Source organism: Pseudomonas sp. MS19 (assembly GCF_013277615.1).
GTDB lineage: Bacteria > Pseudomonadota > Gammaproteobacteria > Pseudomonadales > Pseudomonadaceae > Aquipseudomonas > Aquipseudomonas marincola.
Genome location: NZ_VBTO01000014.1, coordinates 56,264 through 74,523, shown reverse-complemented (window position 1 = coordinate 74,523; position 18,260 = coordinate 56,264). Strand labels below are relative to the sequence as shown.

19 protein-coding genes are annotated in these 18,260 nt (G+C 57.4%); 10 read left to right on the top strand and 9 right to left on the bottom strand.

Going from position 1 to position 18,260, the window contains the following annotated elements:
• Positions 1-217: 217 nt before the first annotated feature.
• On the top strand, positions 218-919 hold the full coding sequence (locus tag FEZ62_RS16075) for a VacJ family lipoprotein (protein WP_172928894.1): 702 nt from the start codon (positions 218-220) through the stop codon (positions 917-919).
• Positions 920-1,024: 105 nt separating this feature from the next.
• Here the strand turns inward: FEZ62_RS16075 and folE are convergent, their stop codons facing one another.
• The 5 genes from folE to nhaD all read right to left on the bottom strand — a co-directional run bounded on the left by folE (position 1,025) and on the right by nhaD (position 4,882).
• Positions 1,025-1,573 (bottom strand): GTP cyclohydrolase I FolE, encoded by a 549-nt coding sequence (gene folE / locus FEZ62_RS16070; protein WP_069898673.1) that lies wholly within the window; start codon positions 1,571-1,573, stop codon positions 1,025-1,027.
• Between the two features lie 127 nt (positions 1,574-1,700).
• A complete protein-coding gene (locus tag FEZ62_RS16065; protein ID WP_069898669.1) occupies positions 1,701-2,258 on the bottom strand; it encodes a Smr/MutS family protein in 558 nt (185 codons plus the stop codon).
• A gap of 62 nt (positions 2,259-2,320) precedes the next feature.
• Positions 2,321-2,641, bottom strand: coding sequence for a hypothetical protein (locus FEZ62_RS16060; RefSeq protein WP_069898667.1), 321 nt, complete (start codon positions 2,639-2,641; stop codon positions 2,321-2,323).
• A gap of 87 nt (positions 2,642-2,728) precedes the next feature.
• Complete coding sequence (locus FEZ62_RS16055; RefSeq protein WP_090509146.1) at positions 2,729-3,325, bottom strand: cysteine hydrolase family protein; 597 nt, start codon at positions 3,323-3,325, stop codon at positions 2,729-2,731.
• A gap of 267 nt (positions 3,326-3,592) precedes the next feature.
• Complete coding sequence (nhaD, locus tag FEZ62_RS16050; protein WP_172928892.1) at positions 3,593-4,882, bottom strand: sodium:proton antiporter NhaD; 1,290 nt, start codon at positions 4,880-4,882, stop codon at positions 3,593-3,595.
• A gap of 232 nt (positions 4,883-5,114) precedes the next feature.
• Here nhaD and prmB point away from each other — a divergent pair, with 232 nt between their 5' ends.
• Complete coding sequence (gene prmB, locus FEZ62_RS16045; protein WP_172928885.1) at positions 5,115-6,035, top strand: 50S ribosomal protein L3 N(5)-glutamine methyltransferase; 921 nt, start codon at positions 5,115-5,117, stop codon at positions 6,033-6,035.
• Positions 6,036-6,045: 10 nt separating this feature from the next.
• On the opposite strand, the gene FEZ62_RS16040 is transcribed toward prmB, so the two are convergent.
• The gene (locus tag FEZ62_RS16040; protein WP_172928883.1) at positions 6,046-6,831 is read right to left on the bottom strand and encodes a hypothetical protein; all 786 of its coding nucleotides are present in this window, start codon (positions 6,829-6,831) and stop codon (positions 6,046-6,048) included.
• Positions 6,832-6,903: 72 nt separating this feature from the next.
• On the bottom strand, positions 6,904-7,857 hold the full coding sequence (locus tag FEZ62_RS16035; protein WP_172928881.1) for an alpha/beta fold hydrolase: 954 nt from the start codon (positions 7,855-7,857) through the stop codon (positions 6,904-6,906).
• Positions 7,858-8,121: 264 nt separating this feature from the next.
• Here FEZ62_RS16035 and aroC point away from each other — a divergent pair, with 264 nt between their 5' ends.
• From aroC to FEZ62_RS16005, 6 genes are all read left to right on the top strand, one after another.
• Positions 8,122-9,213 (top strand): chorismate synthase, encoded by a 1,092-nt coding sequence (gene aroC / locus FEZ62_RS16030; RefSeq protein WP_069898658.1) that lies wholly within the window; start codon positions 8,122-8,124, stop codon positions 9,211-9,213.
• 81 nt (positions 9,214-9,294) lie between these two features.
• A complete protein-coding gene (locus FEZ62_RS16025) occupies positions 9,295-10,446 on the top strand; it encodes an MFS transporter (RefSeq protein ID WP_172928879.1) in 1,152 nt (383 codons plus the stop codon).
• Positions 10,443-11,063, top strand: a complete 621-nt coding sequence (locus FEZ62_RS16020) for a methylthioribulose 1-phosphate dehydratase (RefSeq protein WP_172928877.1) — start codon at positions 10,443-10,445, stop codon at positions 11,061-11,063. Before FEZ62_RS16025 ends, FEZ62_RS16020 begins: the two co-directional genes overlap by 4 nt.
• Before the next feature lie 40 nt (positions 11,064-11,103).
• On the top strand, positions 11,104-11,649 hold the full coding sequence (locus FEZ62_RS16015; protein ID WP_172928875.1) for an acireductone dioxygenase: 546 nt from the start codon (positions 11,104-11,106) through the stop codon (positions 11,647-11,649).
• A 35-nt stretch (positions 11,650-11,684) separates the two neighbouring features.
• Positions 11,685-12,359, top strand: a complete 675-nt coding sequence (mtnC, locus tag FEZ62_RS16010; protein ID WP_172928873.1) for an acireductone synthase — start codon at positions 11,685-11,687, stop codon at positions 12,357-12,359.
• An 82-nt stretch (positions 12,360-12,441) separates the two neighbouring features.
• Positions 12,442-13,371, top strand: coding sequence for an MBL fold metallo-hydrolase (locus tag FEZ62_RS16005; RefSeq protein ID WP_172928871.1), 930 nt, complete (start codon positions 12,442-12,444; stop codon positions 13,369-13,371).
• Here FEZ62_RS16005 and FEZ62_RS16000 read toward each other — a convergent pair.
• On the bottom strand, positions 13,368-13,865 hold the full coding sequence (locus tag FEZ62_RS16000; RefSeq protein ID WP_150549424.1) for a methylated-DNA--[protein]-cysteine S-methyltransferase: 498 nt from the start codon (positions 13,863-13,865) through the stop codon (positions 13,368-13,370). The genes FEZ62_RS16005 and FEZ62_RS16000 overlap by 4 nt on opposite strands.
• A 3-nt stretch (positions 13,866-13,868) precedes the next feature.
• On the bottom strand, positions 13,869-14,756 hold the full coding sequence (locus FEZ62_RS15995; RefSeq protein ID WP_172928866.1) for a DNA-3-methyladenine glycosylase: 888 nt from the start codon (positions 14,754-14,756) through the stop codon (positions 13,869-13,871).
• A gap of 280 nt (positions 14,757-15,036) precedes the next feature.
• On the opposite strand from FEZ62_RS15995, the gene speE reads away from it, so the two are divergent.
• Together speE and FEZ62_RS15985 are read left to right on the top strand one after the other, a co-directional pair.
• The gene (speE, locus tag FEZ62_RS15990; RefSeq protein ID WP_069898640.1) at positions 15,037-15,897 is read left to right on the top strand and encodes a polyamine aminopropyltransferase; all 861 of its coding nucleotides are present in this window, start codon (positions 15,037-15,039) and stop codon (positions 15,895-15,897) included.
• 228 nt (positions 15,898-16,125) lie between these two features.
• A complete protein-coding gene (locus FEZ62_RS15985) occupies positions 16,126-18,207 on the top strand; it encodes an LTA synthase family protein (protein WP_172928864.1) in 2,082 nt (693 codons plus the stop codon).
• The last annotated feature ends 53 nt before the right edge of the window (positions 18,208-18,260 follow it).

The window sequence follows — 18,260 nt, the reverse complement described above, 5'->3', positions numbered from 1 at the left end:
GCTGCAACCTTGTGTAACGGCGGCGGGTGTTTGAGGTCTACAGCTAAAATCGCCCTCAGCCGTTATTTGGGTTTGTTGCGCTATGCTGTCAAGCTGCCACTTTAGGGGCGCCAGGCATTATACTGAGCGCCTATTTTTTGCAGGGCTGCGCAATACAGGCAGCCCTCAACGGGCTATGCGGTTTTGCTGGCCAGCCGTAATTTGAGGAGTGATGGTGATGCACGAGTCTGGAGCGCCGGTATACAAGCGCCTTTTGAAATGGGCTGCTTGCTGCAGTATCTCGGTGCTGCCTGTTCTGGCTCACGCCACTGAGGATGATCCGTGGATTGGCTATAACCGTGTGATGTTCGACATCAACGACACGATCGATGCATATACCCTCAAGCCCATTGCCAAAGGCTATAAGGCTGTCACGCCGAGTTTCATCCGCACAGGCGTGCACAACTTTTTCAACAACGTCAGTGATACCCGCAACTTCGCCAACAACTTGCTGCAGGGCAAGGTGCGCGACGCCGGCGTAGACACGACGCGCTTCATCCTAAACACCACGCTGGGTGTTGTCGGCGTGTTCGACGTGGCAACCGCCATGGGCTTGCAGGCCAATGATGAAGACTTCGGCCAGACGCTGGGTGTCTGGGGCGTGCCTAACGGACCGTATGTTGTGTTGCCGCTGTTGGGGCCAAGCACCGTGCGCGACAGCTTAGGCAAATTGCCAGACGGCTTGCTGGCAACCGGCCTGTTTATCGACCATGTGCCAACACGTAACGTGACCTTTGCGGTCAACCTGGTGGATGTTCGTGCCGAGCTGCTCTCTGCTGAACGCCTGATCAGTGGTGATCGCTATACGTTCGTGCGCAATGCGTATCTGCAGACCCGTGAGTTCAAGATGAAGGATGGCGATGTCGAAGACGACTTTTAAGCGTCTGCTCCATCTGCCGTTTTGCTGAATACAGCCAATAAAAAACCCATGCATGCATGGGTTTTTTATTGGCTGACGCTAACCTGTTTGGCAGGCTTTAGCGGATCAGTTGTTGATCAAGCTGAGAAACTCGCTGCGCGTGGCAGCATTGCTGCGAAACTCGCCAAGCATGACCGACGTCACCATCGAAGAGTTCTGCTTCTCAACGCCGCGCATCATCATGCACATGTGCTGCGCTTCAATCACCACTGCAACGCCCATTGCGCCCGTTACTTGCTGAACGGCATCGGCAATCTGGCGGCTGAGGTTTTCCTGAATTTGCAGGCGGCGTGCGAACATATCGACAATTCGCGCCACTTTCGACAGGCCCAGAACCTTGCCGCTTGGAATATAGGCGACGTGAGCCTTGCCAATGAATGGCAGCAGGTGATGCTCGCAGAGCGAGTACAGCTCAATGTTCTTTACTAGGACCATTTCACTGTTGTCTGAGCTGAACAGTGCGCCGTTGGTGACTTCTTCGAGCGTTTGCTGGTAGCCACGGCAGAGATACTGCATGGCTTTTGCGGCGCGCTTGGGGGTGTCAAGCAAGCCTTCGCGAGAGGCATCTTCGCCCAATTGGCCAAGAATCTCGGTGTAGTTTTGTTCCAGGGACATGGAGCTTCCTGTGAATTAGCGGATAGGCACAGACGGGCAGGTTAGGGCGCTGACCCGAAACTGGCAAGTGTTGTATCAATCGGTGCGCGCATTCGGGGTGAATGCGCGCAGGCAATGGCGATCACAATTACTCGTCGCGGCCGTCCATCATGGTGCGTTTGAGCATCACATAAACTGCGCCAGTGCCCCCGTGTTTGGGCAGGCAAGAGGTGAAGCCAAGCACCTGCGGATGCTGGCGCAGCCAGGTGTTTACATGGCTCTTGATCAGGGGTTTGCGACCGTCTTTGCGTGCAGCCTTGCCGTGGGTGACGCGCACACAGCGGACTTCGAACTTGTTGGCCTCGGCCAGAAACTCCCACAGGGTGTCGCGGGCTTTCTCGACACTCATGCCGTGCAGATCGAGGCTGCCGTCGAAGGCAATCTGGCCCAGCTTGAGCTTGCGCATCTGGCCTTCCTGCACACCATTGGCCGCCCAGTGCAGCGGATCTTCAGCGCCAACATCAATAACAAACTGGTCGGAAAGGCCGTCGACCTTGATCGACTCAACCCGCGTTGCCGCCGCTTGGCGCAAAGTGGCCAGGCGTTTGACATCCGGGCGCGATTTGCCGGTATCGGCACGATCTTGCGTTAAGGGTTTAACGCCGCGCAGCTCGGCTTTGAACAGGGAAAAATCGTCGTCTTGCATCGGGACCTCCTCCAAGGCCGATAGTGTACCGAAGGATGCCGGATGTTTGTTGCAGAGCCGCGTTAATCGCGCTTTTTCATCAGGTGCGAAGGCATGCTGAGGTCGCTGGGACGACGCAGGCGCCGACGACACATACGCCATACTCCGATACCGGACCAGAGCAGAATCAGGCCGATAACCAGCATGGTCACCGAAGCGCCGACTGAGTCGTTGAGTGGGCCGAGTGCGGCCGGCTGGCCGAGTAGGGTCGCTGCGCCGGCCATCGCCAGCAATATGCCGAATGCCGCCAGTAACGCGCCTAAGGCAAAGGCTGCGCGCAGGCGCCAACTGCGCGGCTCACGCGGACGCAATCGGCGTGCATCAAAACCATTGGATAGTTTCATCCCGATTTCCTCTTGGGTTATCGAGTGTGAGACCGGCAGTCTCGACAGTGGTTCACACTGATAGCTCAGTGTGAACCGCAAGCCGGATCAGATCAGCGCGCTGGCGTTGGGGACGATCGCGGCAAAGTTGTCAGCAAGGGTGACAATTTCAGCATTGTGGATGTCAGCAGCGCTCATCACTTTACCGTCTGGTGTCGGCAAGTCGCGGGTTGCGCAGGCTGCATCGACGATGGTGCAACGGTAGCCGTAATCTTTGGTGGCGCGCACCGTGGTGCTGATGCTCGAATGGGTCATGAACCCGCAAACAATCAGGTCGAGTCGGCCGAGTGCTTGCAAACGCTCGTGCAGGTCGGTGCCCGAGAACGCGTTAGGCAGGCGCTTCTCGACGACGGTTTCACCGGCAATCGGTGCTGCTTCAGGAATGTGTTCACCACGCGGGCCGCGTGGATCGAGCACGCCGCCTGGGATTCCCAGGTGTTTGACGTGGACCACAGGAATGCCGGCAGCGCGGGCCGCGGCCAGCAGATTGGCGATTTCGCTAAGGGCCGATTCTACGTTAGGCAGTTGCAGAACGCCGCTGCGGTATTCTTCCTGGGCATCAATAATCAGCAATGTGGCATTGCGCATCGTGGCCGGAGCAAAACTACGCCCGGTGAGTTGAAGCAACGTTTGTGGATATGACATTGAAGGGTCCTTGCTGCGCATACGACAGTGATCATTCTCCGCTTGAATATAACGACTGTGAACCATTTAAAGGTTTCGGCAGGTTAAATTCAGCGAGCGACTTTTATTGCGCCGGGTATTCAGGGCTCGTTGGGTCTTTGAGCCGGGACGCGCTCTATCCCCTGTATTCTTACGGATAATTGCCGCGCTGGGTAGGGTTAGTAGCGAAATGCCTTCAGCGGTTATGCGAACAGGTGTTCAACCTGAGCGCATAACCGCGCAGTGCGGTCAGTACAGCCCGAACACCTGGAACTGTATATACCAGATGCCCAGAGAGCCGAAGAAGTTCAGCAGGATCACCGGCAAAAACTTCATGTGCACGCCGAAGCTGTAAGTCTTGTCGAGCGACATGGCCATAACCCCGGCAGCAGAGCCCACTACGGTAAGCGAGCCGCCAATGCCTACCATCAGTGCATTCAGTGCCCACTGGTCGAGGCCCAGTTGCGGGTTGGACATCAATGCAGCGGCTTCTACCGGTACGTTGTCCATCACGCCAGAGGCGACGCCCAGAATCATGTTGACGCTGGTGGGGTGCATGATCTCGAACAAGCGCGAGATATACGACAGCCAGCCAACATGGTTAAGGCATGAAACAGCGGTGATGATGCCGATGAAGAACAGCAGGGCGTTCCACTCGACCTTCTGCAGTTGATCCTGCCAGGGCATTTCAATGCCCTGGCGTATCAGCCACCACGCGTAGATCGCGACCATGCCCAGGCCAATACCGATGGCGAATTCGATGCTTACACGCAGGAATACGTTGCACAGAACCGCGCCGACAACCGCGAAAAAGCCAACCACTGCCAAGCCCGCGCCGCCGGGCTTGAGCGCCGTCTCCGACTGGTCGGCAATGTGAATCAGTTGCTCGTCACTGAGTTTGCGCAGATAGAAAAAGTGCAGGGCAGCGGCAAAGATCAGCCAGCCGATGAGTGCAGACGGGATCAGCAGGAGCAGCCCGGCAATGCTGATTTTTCCGGCAAGAACCACCATCAGGCTGGTCGAGGTTCCCAGGAACCAGACGCCTGAGTTTGAGGCAATCACGATGTTGCACAGGGCAATGTGGGTGTAGCGCTGGTTGACCGAAATATTCTTTACGGTTTTACCGAAAATCATCGCCGTGGTGATGTTGTTGAGGAACGGTGAAAGCAGGGCGGACAGCGCCCCCGTCGCCCAGAACATGCCTCTGGCGCCCAAACCTTTACCCATCAGGTAGCCGTTAAGCGCGGTGAACACGTTACGTTCATTGAGCAGTTCGACCACCATCCACATGAACGCCATGAAGGCGATCAGGCCGAACAGTTCGCCTTTGGTTTCGCTTTGGGCGTGGAGGAAATACTGGAAGCCGTTGGGGTCGGTGAGGGCGTAATGAGCGCCGATGACAATCAGGCCAGACATCATGAACATGGCGGGCTTGAACTTATCCATCTCCAACTGTGCTTCAAAAACGATTAGCGTCATGCCAATAAGGAATATCGCCAGCACGAGCAAGCCCGTGAGCGAAAAAGGGTCTATGACCATTTTGTGAGATTTCTCAAGTCGTTAAGTGGGTAGGAAGGGTTAAAAATTCGTTGCGAATTATAACGGTGCCCTTGGGGGATTGGCAGGTCAGCACCGCTGCTTTAGCGGCTTAAATGGGCAAATAAGCGCCCTGACTGAGCAGTCCGTTTGCGCCTTGGTGTGCAGGGGCCTGCCGGTAGATTTAATGTTCTGTAAACTAGTGGCTCTTTTCGCCGTTCTTGAGAGTGCCGATATGTTTGCAGCAACCACCCGCTTGCGCACTTTGCGTGACTACATTCGCTGGGCTGTCAGCCGCTTTCAGAGTGAAGAACTGTTTTTTGGTCACGGCACAGACAACGCCTGGGATGAGGCTCGCCAGTTGGTCCTCGGCGCATTGCATCTGCCTTGGGAAATTGCCGATAGTTACCTCGATTGCCGCCTTGAAGATGACGAACATGCGCATTTGCAGGCGTTGTTGAAAAAACGCATCGAAGAACGAGTGCCTACCGCCTACCTGCTGGGCGAAGCCTGGTTTTGCGGCCTGCCGTTTCTGGTGGATGAGCGGGTGCTGGTGCCGCGCTCACCGATTGCCGAGTTGATTGATAAACGCTTCCGGCCTTGGCTGGTCAAAGAGCCAATGCGCATTCTTGATCTGTGCACCGGCTCGGGCTGTATTGGTATCGCTTGTGCCTACGAGTTCATGGACGCCGAGGTGGTGCTTGCCGACCTGTCTTATGACGCCTTGGAGGTCGCCAATCAGAACATCGAGCGCCACGGTATTGAGGAGCGCGTTTTCACCGTTCAGGGCGATGGCTTCGAGGGCTTGCCGGGCCAGCGTTTCGACCTGATTGTGTCAAACCCGCCTTATGTGGATGCGGAAGATTTCGCCGATATGCCAGCCGAATACCATCACGAACCGGAACTTGGCCTTGCCTGTGGCAATGACGGCTTGGATTTGGTGCGCAGAATGCTCGCCGAAGCGGCCGATCATCTGACCGAGCAGGGCACGCTGGTGGTTGAGGTGGGCAATAGCCAGGTCCACGTGCAGGCGCTATACCCAGAGGTGGACTTTACCTGGCTGGACTTCAGCAACGGCGGGCATGGCGTGTTCTTGTTGGCGGCCGAGCAATGCCGCGAGCATCAGGCGTTGTTCCGTGAGCGCGCTGGCGGTTAACGACAGCGCTTCAATGGGTGGCGATCCAGATCAATAAGCCTGCCTGAAACAAACTGAAAGTCACCAGGCAGGCGATAGTGAAGCGCAGGCCTGAGTCTTCACGCTTGAACTGCTCCATGCGCTCTTCAACCTTGCGCAGTTTTATAGCCTGCTCGAGCAGGCTGCGGTCGGCTTGTTCGAGCATCTGGGCGGCCTCGATGACTTCGATGATTTGCACTTTCTGGACATTCCAGTCGCTATTCAGGCTGCCCACACGTGGGGCGCTGTATTGAGCCTTGAGTTGCTGCGCATCGCTGTACTCAAGGGTGAAGCCGAGCATTTGCAGCATATGGGCGCGCAGTTGCCGGGCCGCCGGTGTAGGCGACTGTTTGGCTGAGAGTGCGCCACCTTCAATCATGTAATGAGCGCAATGTTGTTGCGCCCAGGCAATGCCCTGAGCCAGCAGAAAGCGGCCCAAACCACGGTTTTGCGGCTCGATGCGTAAACCGTTGTCCGGGCCAAAGCGCACTTCTTTGTTGCGATGATCGATCCACACTTCCAGGCAGTTCTGCGCTTTGCGTTGCGCCAGTTCCGGCACCTGTACGCTCAAACGCAGCAGGCTCTGGCCATTGCCATGGCGCTCGGCCCGGCCGTATTGGACAAATCTCAGCGGTCGCGCGCCCGTGTGGCTGTCCGCGTTGAGCGCGCTCAGGCGCAGCAAGCGGAACTGGCTGGGAGCAATGTTGGCCCAGGGATGTGGCTGCTCGACGGCAGGCGCCTCTGGGGCGGTCGGTTCTTCAACTGGGCTGTCGAGCATGATAGGCGATCCTGTGCGCTATACCGGTGGAGGCATTTACGCTATCGGCCGCTGTTAAACATTCTTAAATGGCTACTGTTCAGTGTGTTCAATGAACTGGCTCAGCGCGTCGATCAATTCACGCGCCAGCGGCAGTTTTGGATTGTCGTAAGAGGCCAGCTGCGCCTTCATGTCCAGCGGGACAATGCGCAGCACATGGTTCATGCCCTTGATGACCACCAACTGCGCGTCGGGGCGTGCTTCCTTGAGGCGCAATGCGTCGGCGACATCGACCTGAATGTCATGATCACCCTGAATAATCAGCGCCGGTGCGTTGGCCTGGCTGAAGGCCTCGGCCGGATCCTGACGGAACAGGCTGATCAGATACGGCTGTACCGTGGGCCTGAACAACACCTCAAGTTCTTGCGGCACATCCAGTGTCGGTTTACCGGCAATCAGCGAGTCGAGAATGGTCGAGCTCTTGCCCAGCAGGGCAGGTGGCAGGCGATAGCTGAGCTGTTCGCGCAGGACCTGATCAATCGGCCTTGAACTGCCGGCAATTGAGACAATACCGTCAACCTTGAACCTATCGGCGCTCAGGCTGGCGATCAACGCGCCTTCACTGTGGCCTGCGACAAAAACCTTGTTGAAGCGCGCGTCGCCTCGCAGCATTTTCAGCCAACCTTGCGCGTCGGCCACATACTGCTCGACGCTGAGATCACGCTCATTGGGCGTCGCGGGGCGGCTGGCAGCGACGCCGCGCTTGTCGTAGCGCAAGGTGGCGATACCGCGCTGCGCCAATTGCTTGGCCAGCCGACGCAGCGTGTCGTTGTGGCCGCCACCCGGATTATTGCCGTTACGGTCGGTTGGGCCGGAACCTGCAATAAGCAACACCACGGGCATTTGCGCGTCGGTCTTGGGCAGTTCGAGCGTGCCAAAGAGTGTGCCCTGGCTGGTCTGCAAGTTCACTGGGCGCTGCAATACAGCTTGCGCCGCCTGGGCGAGTGGGGCGAACAGGGTGAGGGTCAAGAGGAGAACTCGCAACATATATAGGCACATTGGCATCGGGTGATGATTGGATAGTCGCAGTGGCGGAAGGTTCTATGCAGGCAACAAATACTCCGGGGCGCGAATGCGCCCGTGAAGCTTGTGCGGCACTTGTGTGGCCAAGGGTGAACTGCGCGTGCTGCACGGGTATACTCGCGGCCTGCATTTTTGGCTGTTATCGCATGGCTGTGCAAACTGGGGCTTCATAGCCCGCGCAGACTACAGGAATGGCCCCTGAATTGATTCACGTGGAGTGTTTAGCACATGTCAGGCAATACTTACGGCAAGTTGTTCTCCGTTACCACCGCGGGCGAAAGCCATGGCCCGGCGTTGGTGGCGATTGTTGACGGTTGCCCGCCTGGGCTTGAGCTTTCACTCGAAGACATGCAGCGGGATTTGGACCGGCGCAAGCCGGGCACCAGCCGTCACACGACGCAGCGTCAGGAAGATGACGTTGTAGAGATTCTGTCTGGCGTGTTCGAGGGCCGTACCACGGGTTGCTCGATCGGCTTGCTGATTCGCAACACTGACCAGAAGTCCAAGGACTACTCGGCGATCAAGGACACCTTCCGTCCGGCCCACGCCGACTACACCTATCACCACAAATACGGCATTCGCGATTACCGTGGCGGTGGCCGCAGCTCGGCGCGGGAAACCGCCATGCGCGTGGCCGCCGGTGCCATTGCCAAGAAGTATCTGGCCACTCAGGGCATCGTCATTCGCGGCTACATGAGCCAGCTTGGCCCCATCGAGATTCCATTCAAGAGTTGGGAACACGTCGATAACAACGCATTCTTCAGCGCCGATCCCGATAAAGTGCCCGAGCTTGAGGCGTACATGGATCAACTGCGCCGCGATCAGGATTCCGTGGGCGCAAAGATCACCGTTGTTGCCGAAGGAGTTATGCCCGGTTTGGGCGAGCCGATTTTCGATCGCCTCGATGCCGAATTGGCCCATGCGCTGATGAGCATCAACGCGGTTAAAGGTGTCGAGATTGGCGCCGGTTTTGCCAGTGTTGCCCAGCGCGGCACCGAGCACCGCGACGAGCTCACGCCGCAAGGTTTCCTCAGCAACAACGCCGGCGGCATTCTGGGCGGTATTTCATCCGGCCAGCCGATTGTTGCGCATCTGGCGCTCAAGCCTACTTCGAGCATCACCACGCCGGGCCAGTCGATTGATATCAACGGCCAGCCGGTAGATGTGATCACCAAGGGCCGACACGACCCTTGCGTCGGCATTCGCGCGACCCCGATTGCCGAGGCGATGATGGCCATCGTGCTGATGGATCATCTGTTACGCCATCGCGGTCAGAACGCGGATGTGCGCGTGAACACGCCGGTAATCGGGCAGTTGTGATCACCTGCGGTTCAACCGGACTTGTTCGGGCCGACCTGTTGGCGGCCCGCCAAGTTATCAGCCAATTTTGAGCCGTTAGCGATGCCCGGCGCATTGCCGTATTGGCGGCTTTCAGGTTTCTACTTCTGCTATTTCGCCCTGCTGGGCGCCACGGCGCCATTTCTGGCGCTGTACTTCGATTACCTTGAATTCTCTCCTGCGCGTATTGGCGAGCTGATCGCCATTGCCATGCTGATGCGTTGTGTGGCCCCGAACGTGTGGGGCTGGCTGGGCGATTACACCGGCCGCAGGCTGGCGATCGTGCGCTTTGGCGCGGTGTGCACACTGATTAGTTTTGCCGGAATCTTCATCAGTAAAAGTTATGCATGGCTGGCGCTGGTGATGGCCCTGCATGCGTTTTTCTGGCATGCAGTGTTGCCGCAGTTCGAGGTCATCACCCTGGCGCATTTACGCGAACAGGCTGCCAAATACAGCCAGATCCGTCTCTGGGGCAGCATCGGTTTTATCGTCGCGGTCGTCGGCCTCGGGCAATTGTTCGAGCACCTGAGTTTGGGGGCCTATCCGCTGGCAATCGTGCTGATCATGGCGGCGATCTGCATCAGCAGCTTTGGGGTGCCGGATGCGCAGCCTCGTCATCGCCCCGAGTTTGCGGGCCAGGGCCGGTTCATCGAGCAACTCAAACGTCCGCAAATATTGGGCTTCTACTTCAGTGTGAGCCTGATGCAATTGAGCAATGGCCCTTACTACACCTTTCTCAGCGTGCACCTCGAAGCGCTCGGTTATGCGCGTGGCGCAATCGGTGGCTTCTGGGCGCTGGGCGTGCTCGCCGAAATCGTTCTGTTCATGTTCATGGCGAAGTTGCTGGCCCGTTTTTCACTGCGCCGGGTGTTGTTGGCCAGTTTTCTGATAACCGCCGTGCGTTGGATCTTGCTGGGCAATTTTGCCGATCACGTGGTGGTTTTGATCATTGCTCAGCTGATGCACGCGGCCACCTTTGGCAGCTTCCATGCCGCCTCGATTCATTTCGTGCAACGTAGCTTCGGTGACCGCCAGCAAGGGCAGGGCCAGGCCCTTTACGCTGCATTAGCCGGAGTGGGTGGTGCACTGGGTGCCCTGTATTCGGGTTACAGTTGGAGTACTTTGGGCTCGTCCTGGACATTCACGCTTGCCAGCGTCGCGGTTCTCGCCGGCGCGGCAGTCATCGCTACTTGCCTTAAAGAGGAGCGGCCATGAGCCAGACTCGCGAAACACTTGCGCAGCAGATCATCGAAGCGGGGCAGTTCCTTTACGCACGCGGTTGGTCCCCTGCCACCAGCAGTAATTACTCGGCGCGCCTGAGCACCGACTCGGCGTTGCTAACCGTTTCTGGCAAGCACAAGGGCCAGTTGGGCGTTGACGATGTGCTGGCCACCGACCTGCTTGGCAACAGCCTTGAGCCCGGTAAAAAGCCCTCTGCCGAAACGCTGTTGCACACGCAGCTGTACAGTTGGAGTGAGGCGATTGGCGCCGTGTTGCATACTCATTCGGTGAATGCGACGGTACTCTCGCGTCTGACCCTGAGTGATTCGCTGGTATTCGCCGATTACGAGTTGCAGAAAGCCTTTAGCGGTATCACTACCCATGAATGTCAGGTTGAAGTGCCAATCTTCGACAATGATCAGGACATCGCGCGCCTCGCCAGCAAGGTGCAGGTCTGGCTGGATGAGCACCCGGACTGCGTCGGTTATCTGATCCGTGGTCATGGGCTGTATACCTGGGGCGCGCAGATGAGCGATGCCTTGCGCCAGATTGAAGCCTTTGAGTTCCTCTTCGAGTGCGAACTCAAAATGCGCGCGCTGCACAAGATCTGACTTCGTTAGCCGTTTTTTAGTTATTTTCTGAGGAATCGCCATGAGCATCCTGAGCGTATTTCATGAGTCATCACCCGAGTTGCCACACAAGGTTCTGACCCACGCCGAAGACATCAGCAGCACGCTGGCCGAAGTGGGCGTGCGTTTCGAACGCTGGCAGGCCAGTGCGCCGATCAAGCCGGGCGCCAGCTCCGAAGAGGTGATCAGCGCCTACCAAAGCCAGATCGACCAACTGATGAGCGAGCGAGGCTACGTCACCGTTGATGTGGTGAGCCTGAGCGAAGATCACCCGCAGAAGGCTGAGCTGCGTGCCAAGTTTTTGGATGAGCACCGTCATGCAGAAGACGAAGTGCGTTTTTTTGTGGCGGGTCGTGGCTTGTTCACCCTGCATATCGATGATCACGTCTACGCCGTACTGTGCGAGAAGAATGACCTGATCTCAGTGCCTGCCGGTACGCGCCACTGGTTCGATATGGGCGAGCGCCCGCACTTTGTGGCGATTCGTCTGTTCAATAATCCCGAGGGCTGGGTTGCCGAGTTTACCGGCGAAGACATTGCCAGCCGTTTCCCGCGTATTGATGACTAACTCAAGCGCCCGCTGCCTATTCGAGAGCTCTGATCATGCCTGTTAAAGCCATTCTTACCGATATCGAGGGCACTACCAGCGCCGTCAGTTTTGTCTTCGATGTGCTGTTTCCCTACGCGGTCGAACATTTGCCGGCGTTTGTGCTTGAGCATGCGCACGAGCCCCAGGTGGCGCAGTTACTCGATGCAGTACGTGAAGACAGCACTGAGCCTGAGGCCGACACAATACGGGTTATCGAGATACTCCTGCAGTGGATCGCCGATGACCGCAAGGCAACGCCGCTCAAGGCATTGCAGGGCATGATCTGGCAGCAGGGCTACGCCAATGGCCAACTCAAGGGCCATGTCTATCCTGATGCCGTGGAGGCGCTGAAGCGCTGGAAGCAGCAGGGCTATGCTCTGTACGTTTATTCGTCCGGCTCGATTCAGGCGCAGAAACTCATTTTTGGCTGCTCCGAAGCCGGCGATTTGAGCCCGCTGTTCAGTGGCTACTTTGATACCATCTCCGGTCCCAAGCGAGAAGCGGGCTCCTATCAGCGCATTGCCGAAGCGATAGGATTGCCTGCGGAGGCGATCGTGTTTTTGTCGGATGTCGTCGAAGAACTCGACGCAGCCCAGCAAGCCGGTATGCAGACTATCGGCCTGGTACGCGAAGGCGGTGAGCTTGCAGGGCATGAGTGCGTGGCCAGTTTTGCGTTGATCAATCTCTGATTGGTCCTTTGCCTCACGCCAGCAAGCTGTTATCTCTGAGACCGTGCCGGCGTTCGCTGGCTGAGTCATAAGGAGATAACTCATGTTGAAACGGACAATCGCGCTGCTGGGGTTTTGCATTGCCAGTTCGGCAAGCGCTCAGGCCGAACTCGGCCAAGCCAAGTCGGCCACTGCCACCTGCCCGAAAACCGGGGTTTATCTGCAGGTTCTGGGTTCCGGTGGGCCGGAGTTGAACGACAAGCGCGCCTCCAGCGCTTACGTGGTGTGGGCAGACGGTGTGGCGCAGGTGCTGGTCGACCTCGGTAACGGGGCGGCAAACAATATGGGCCTGGCCGGCGTTGATATCAGCCAGGTGCCTATTGTGCTGCTGACCCACTTGCACAGTGATCACAGCGCCGATTTTGCACCGCTGATCAAGGCGCTGTTCTTCACTGAGCGGCAGACCGACTTGCAGGTTTACGGGCCTACAGCGAGCAAATTCTTCCCGGATACCGAAACCTTCGTGCAACGCTTTGTTGGTGAGCAGGGCGTTTACCCTTACTTGCAGGGATTTGTGAACGGCAATGCCAGTTACCAGATCAAGGCGCATAACCTGACGCCAAGCCCGCAAATACAAACGCTGGACACCAGTAAGGTGAAAATAACCGCGATTGATGCCGAGCACGGGCCGGTGCCATCGCTGGCTTATCGTGTCGAGATCGATGGCAAGTCGCTGACGTTTTCCGGTGATAACGGCGGCCACAGTGACAACCTGATCCGCCTCGCCCAAGGCAGCGATCTGCTGGTTGCACACAACGCCATTCCCGAGGGCGCACAGGGCGTCGTGGTGCGCCTGCACATGTTGCCGAGCCGGATTGGCGAAATAAGCCGTGATGCGCAGGTCAAACAGGTGCTGCTCTCGCATTTCATGAGCCGCACGGTAGATCAGCAGGCGCAAACGCTGGCGGCGATTAATGCGTTCTATAAAGGCCCGGTCGAATTTGCCAGCGACATGCAGTGCGTCGAGCTTTAAAGCGAGAGCCGCGACTGCTCGGGGAATTGCGCACCTTCGAGGCGCAGTAGCAGGGCTTTGCGTTGCAGGCCGCCGGCATAACCGGTCAGGCTGCCATCGCGGCCGATCACCCGATGGCAGGGAATAATCAGCGCAATCGGATTGGCGCCATTGGCAGTGCCCACAGCACGCACTGCTTTTGGCCTGCCAATAGCGGTGGCCAGCTCGGCGTAACTGCTGGTCTGGCCGTAACCGATACCTTGCAGGGCTTGCCACACCGTGCGCTGGAACTCGGTGCCGCGCGGCGCCAGCGTCAACTCGAACCGTTTGCGGCGACCGGCAAAGTACTCGTCGAGTTGCCGGCACACGGCGTCGAGTTGCTTGCCAGCAGGCTGCCAGTTCTCGCCAATTTTCCACGGTTTGCTGTCAATTTCCATCAGCAGTTGTTGCAGCCCGCTTGCGTCGCCCGCGATAAGCAGTTGGCCGATTGGGCTGCTGTGATATCGATAGAACACCACTTATGCTCCTGAGTAATTTTCCCAAAGATGCGCTGCGGCATAAGCACGCCACGGCCGCCAGGCCTCTGCCAACAATTTGAGCTGTTTGGCCTTGATGCCATCATTACCCCACACCGGCGCCTTGAGCAGGCCGAGATCACTGTCCGGAAATGCATCCGGTTCGCCAAACGCGCGCAACGCTATGTATTCCGCAGTCCACGGGCCAATACCGGGGAGGGCGCAAAGGCGTTCGACCAGCGCCTGATAGCCCAGTTGCATGCTCAATTGCAGGTTGCCACTGGCAATCTCGCGGGCAAAGTTCTGCAAGGTTTCAACGCGCTTGCCCGGCATGCCGATGCCCTGCAAGTCTGCTGCAGCAATTGCTGCGGCCGTTGGAAACAAGCGCTCGACGCCTGGCATTGATGGCCCGGATAACGGCCTGCCCAAACGCTCGACCAGACGACCGGTAACGGTCACCGCCGCTTTCACCGTAACCTGCTGACCGACTATGGCGCGCACGGCCTGCTCGAACGGATCAAATGCGGTGGGCAGGCGCAATCCGGGATTGCGCGCCAATAGCGGCGATAGCGTGATGTCGGCACTCAAGTGCTGGTTGATCAGCGCAGGGTTTGCATCAAGGTCGAACATCTTGCGAACGCGCTGTGTCAGCGCCGGTATACAGGCCTCGGCCGCCGGACTCACCCGAAGAATCAGTGCAGGTGCTTCTGCGGATGGCGCCACTGATAACCAGCCGTCAGTACCGTCGATATGGAAGCTGCGGCTGTAGCGGTTGGCTTGCAGGGATTCGACGCCTTTGAGCGCGCGCAAGGCAAAATGGCTGTGGAATTGCTGCCATTGCCACGGCGCCTGATAGGGCAGAACCAGCTCGGTGAATTGATCGTTTTCCATGCGCTGACATTACCCGCACGCGGCGCAATTGTCAGGGCTGAAATGACTTTCAAACATTCATTGTGCATTTAGCTGCCATTGAGTGCTGGCGTGCTGTTGAGAAGGTTCGACCTGTAACCCGCTGCCACGTAGAATGCGCAGCCTTATCGATTGGCCGTGGTTGAATTTGTTAGCCTCATGGCCATCAAAATTTTTAAGGCGTCTGCCACAAGCGGGCGCATCGAGGTTACAGGACAGGCGGGAATTCCGCGTTCAACTCATTGCTAATAGGAGCACTGTCATGAGCGATTACCAAGAGACGCTTTACGAAGGTTACGGTCAACGCTTTCGTATGGATAAGTTGCTGCACGAAGTGCGTACCGAGCACCAGCATCTGGTGATTTTCGAGAACGCACGCATGGGCCGGGTAATGGCGCTTGATGGCGTAATCCAGACCACCGAAGCGGATGAGTTCATCTATCACGAAATGCTCACCCACGTGCCGATTCTGGCTCATGGCTCAGCCAAGCGCGTGTTGATCATCGGTGGCGGTGACGGCGGCATGCTGCGCGAAGTGTGCAAGCACGCAACGGTTGAGCACATCACCATGGTCGAGATCGATGGCACTGTGGTCGATATGTGCAAGGAGTTCCTGCCGAACCATTCAAGTGGCGCGTATGAGGACCCACGCCTGAATCTGGTGATTGATGACGGCATGCGTTTCGTGGCCAATACCACCGAGAAGTTCGACGTGATCATCTCCGATTCGACCGATCCGATTGGCCCGGGCGAAGTGTTGTTCTCCGAGAACTTCTATCAGGCCTGCCGTCGCTGCCTGAATGATGGCGGTATTCTGGTGACCCAAAACGGTACGCCGTTCATGCAGTTGAGCGAGGTGCAAACCACTGCATCGCGTATGCATGGCCTGTTTGCCGACTGGCATTTCTATATGGCAGCAGTGCCGACTTACATCGGTGGCAGCATGACATTTGCCTGGGGCAGTACCGATGCCGAGTACCGCAAGCTTTCGCAGGAAACCCTGTGCGCGCGCTTTGCAGGGAGTGGAATTGTAACGCGCTATTACAATCCAGCGATTCACAGTGGCGCTTTTGCGCTGCCGCAGTATGTTCTGCAGGCTGTCAACAAGCCGAGCAACGACTGATTCGATGTAATACAACTCAAGGGCCACACGGCCCTTGAGTTGTATTCGGGCTTCTCAAAAGTCGTTGTCTGATGTCAGATTTCACACTTTGTTGAGTTTTGTTGCTTTAAGATTTCCGATTGCTTCGCCGCTCACCCAGATGCCACAGCATCCCTGAAAGGGGCGTTGTTGACGCGTTCAGGTTGAGTGACCGACACCCTATTGCCCTTACTAACGGATTATCAGTCAATGGCCAGTGTGCAAGACCATAAGAAAACGCCTTCGAAGCGCTTCACACCCACGATCAAGAGTCATCTTACGTTCACCCTGTTAAGTGCTGTCGCGCTGCTGGTGATGTATGCGTTATTACGTGTTGCACTGTTGGTCTATAACCGCGAGCTGATCGGCAACGACACGGTCTCGACCTTTGTCGAGGCGTTTTACAACGGTTTCCGTTTCGACCTGCGGCTGGTGGTTTATGCGCTGGTGCCTTTGCTGCTGTCGCTGCTGAGTGTTCGGGCCATGGCCGCACGGGGCTTCCATCGGGCCTGGCTGACTGCGTTTGCGAGCATCACCCTGTTTCTCGGGATCACCGAGCTGGACTTCTACCGCGAGTTCCACCAGCGTCTCAACAGCCTGGTATTTCAGTACTTCGAGGAAGATGTTCATACCGTTCTGAGCATGCTGTGGAATGGCTATCCGGTGGGTCGTTATCTGATCTGCTGGGCCATTGCGACCTGGCTGCTGGCGAAAATGTTCAAAGGCCTGGATCTGCTCAGCCGGCCCAAGGCCGTGCTGCAATCGAGCCCGAACAATGGCCCGGCTTGGTACTGGCGCACCTCGGTGTTCATTGTTTGTTTGCTGATTGCGGTGATTGCCGCACGCGGCCATTTGCGCCAGGGCCCGCCGCTGCGCTGGGGTGATGCTTATACCACTGATTCAATGTTCGCCAATCAGCTGGGCCTTAACGGCACGCTGACGCTGGCATCCGCCGCTTCGGCGAGCATGTCGTCGCACCGCGATAACGCCTGGAAGTCGACCATGTCCGATGCCGAGGCGTTGGAAGCGGTACGCAAAATGCTGCTGACCCCGCACGACAAACTGGTCGATGCCGACACAGCCGCCATCCGCCGCGATTTCACCCCGCCTGCAGACGGTACATTGCCGGTGCGTAACGTGGTGGTGATTCTGATGGAAAGCTTCGCCGGGCATTTTGTCGGCGCCTTGGGCGCACCGGGTGATATCACCCCGAACTTCGACAAACTGGCCAGTGAAGGTTTGCTCTTCGACCGGTTCTTCTCCAATGGCACGCATACTCATCAGGGCATGTTTGCGACCATGGCGTGTTTCCCGAACCTGCCGGCATTTGAATACTTGATGCGTACCCCGGAAGGCTCGCACCAGTTCTCCGGCTTGCCGCAGCTGTTGAGTGCCCGTGGCTACGACAACCTGTATGTCTACAACGGTAACTTCCAGTGGGATAACCAGTCGGGCTTCTTCAGTAATCAGGGCATGACCAACTTTGTTGGCCGCGAAGATTTCGTCGACCCGGTGTACATGGACCCAACGTGGGGCGTATCCGATCAGGACATGTTCGACCGCGGCGCCAAAGAGCTGGAAGAGAACTTTGCCGGCAAAGACAAGCCGTTCTATGCCTTGCTGCAAACCCTGTCCAACCACACCCCATACGCATTGCCAAAAGACCTGCCGGTCGAGCCAGTCACCGGGCATGGCTCGGTAGACGAGCACCTGACTGCCATGCGTTATGCCGACTGGGCGTTGGGCCAGTTCTTTGAAAAAGCGCGTAAGTCGAAGTACTACAAAGACACGCTGTTCGTGATTGTCGGTGACCACGGTTTTGGTAGCGACGAGCAACTGACCGAAATGGACCTGTTCCGCTTCAACGTGCCTTTGCTGTTGATTGCCCCAGGCATTCAGGACAAGTTCGGCAAGGTCAACCATTCGGTGGGCACCCAGATAGACATCGTGCCGACCATCATGGGCCGTCTTGGCGGCGAAGTACGCCACCAGTGCTGGGGCCGCGACTTGCTCAACTTGCCAGAGGGCGATCATGGCATTGGTGTGATCAAGCCATCGGGTGGCGAGCAGACCGTGGCAATCGTTACGCCTGAGCGCATTCTGATTCAGCCGAAAGGATTCGAGTCGCGCCTGTACGACTATCAGCTGGGTGCCAACCCAAGCGCTGAGCGTCTGCACGTCGACATTGATCCGCTGTTGAAGAAGGATCTCGAAGCCTTCCTGCAGACCGCAACCAAGAGCCTGCTGGATAACACCACCGGGGTTAAGGACGCGCATCACCTGCAACAGTAAACGCTAAACACCGGGTAGCTGCGGCTACCCGGTATTGCGTGAAAATCCTGCCA

Coding starts and splice junctions, on each gene's coding strand:
- FEZ62_RS16075 (WP_172928894.1), top strand. CDS start 218: ATGCACGAGTCTGGAGCGCCGGTATACAAGCGCCTTTTGAAATGGGCT.
- folE (WP_069898673.1), bottom strand. CDS start 1,573: ATGTCCCTGGAACAAAACTACACCGAGATTCTTGGCCAATTGGGCGAA.
- FEZ62_RS16065 (WP_069898669.1), bottom strand. CDS start 2,258: ATGCAAGACGACGATTTTTCCCTGTTCAAAGCCGAGCTGCGCGGCGTT.
- FEZ62_RS16060 (WP_069898667.1), bottom strand. CDS start 2,641: ATGAAACTATCCAATGGTTTTGATGCACGCCGATTGCGTCCGCGTGAG.
- FEZ62_RS16055 (WP_090509146.1), bottom strand. CDS start 3,325: ATGTCATATCCACAAACGTTGCTTCAACTCACCGGGCGTAGTTTTGCT.
- nhaD (WP_172928892.1), bottom strand. CDS start 4,882: ATGGTCATAGACCCTTTTTCGCTCACGGGCTTGCTCGTGCTGGCGATA.
- prmB (WP_172928885.1), top strand. CDS start 5,115: ATGTTTGCAGCAACCACCCGCTTGCGCACTTTGCGTGACTACATTCGC.
- FEZ62_RS16040 (WP_172928883.1), bottom strand. CDS start 6,831: ATGCTCGACAGCCCAGTTGAAGAACCGACCGCCCCAGAGGCGCCTGCC.
- FEZ62_RS16035 (WP_172928881.1), bottom strand. CDS start 7,857: ATGTTGCGAGTTCTCCTCTTGACCCTCACCCTGTTCGCCCCACTCGCC.
- aroC (WP_069898658.1), top strand. CDS start 8,122: ATGTCAGGCAATACTTACGGCAAGTTGTTCTCCGTTACCACCGCGGGC.
- FEZ62_RS16025 (WP_172928879.1), top strand. CDS start 9,295: ATGCCCGGCGCATTGCCGTATTGGCGGCTTTCAGGTTTCTACTTCTGC.
- FEZ62_RS16020 (WP_172928877.1), top strand. CDS start 10,443: ATGAGCCAGACTCGCGAAACACTTGCGCAGCAGATCATCGAAGCGGGG.
- FEZ62_RS16015 (WP_172928875.1), top strand. CDS start 11,104: ATGAGCATCCTGAGCGTATTTCATGAGTCATCACCCGAGTTGCCACAC.
- mtnC (WP_172928873.1), top strand. CDS start 11,685: ATGCCTGTTAAAGCCATTCTTACCGATATCGAGGGCACTACCAGCGCC.
- FEZ62_RS16005 (WP_172928871.1), top strand. CDS start 12,442: ATGTTGAAACGGACAATCGCGCTGCTGGGGTTTTGCATTGCCAGTTCG.
- FEZ62_RS15995 (WP_172928866.1), bottom strand. CDS start 14,756: ATGGAAAACGATCAATTCACCGAGCTGGTTCTGCCCTATCAGGCGCCG.
- speE (WP_069898640.1), top strand. CDS start 15,037: ATGAGCGATTACCAAGAGACGCTTTACGAAGGTTACGGTCAACGCTTT.
- FEZ62_RS15985 (WP_172928864.1), top strand. CDS start 16,126: ATGGCCAGTGTGCAAGACCATAAGAAAACGCCTTCGAAGCGCTTCACA.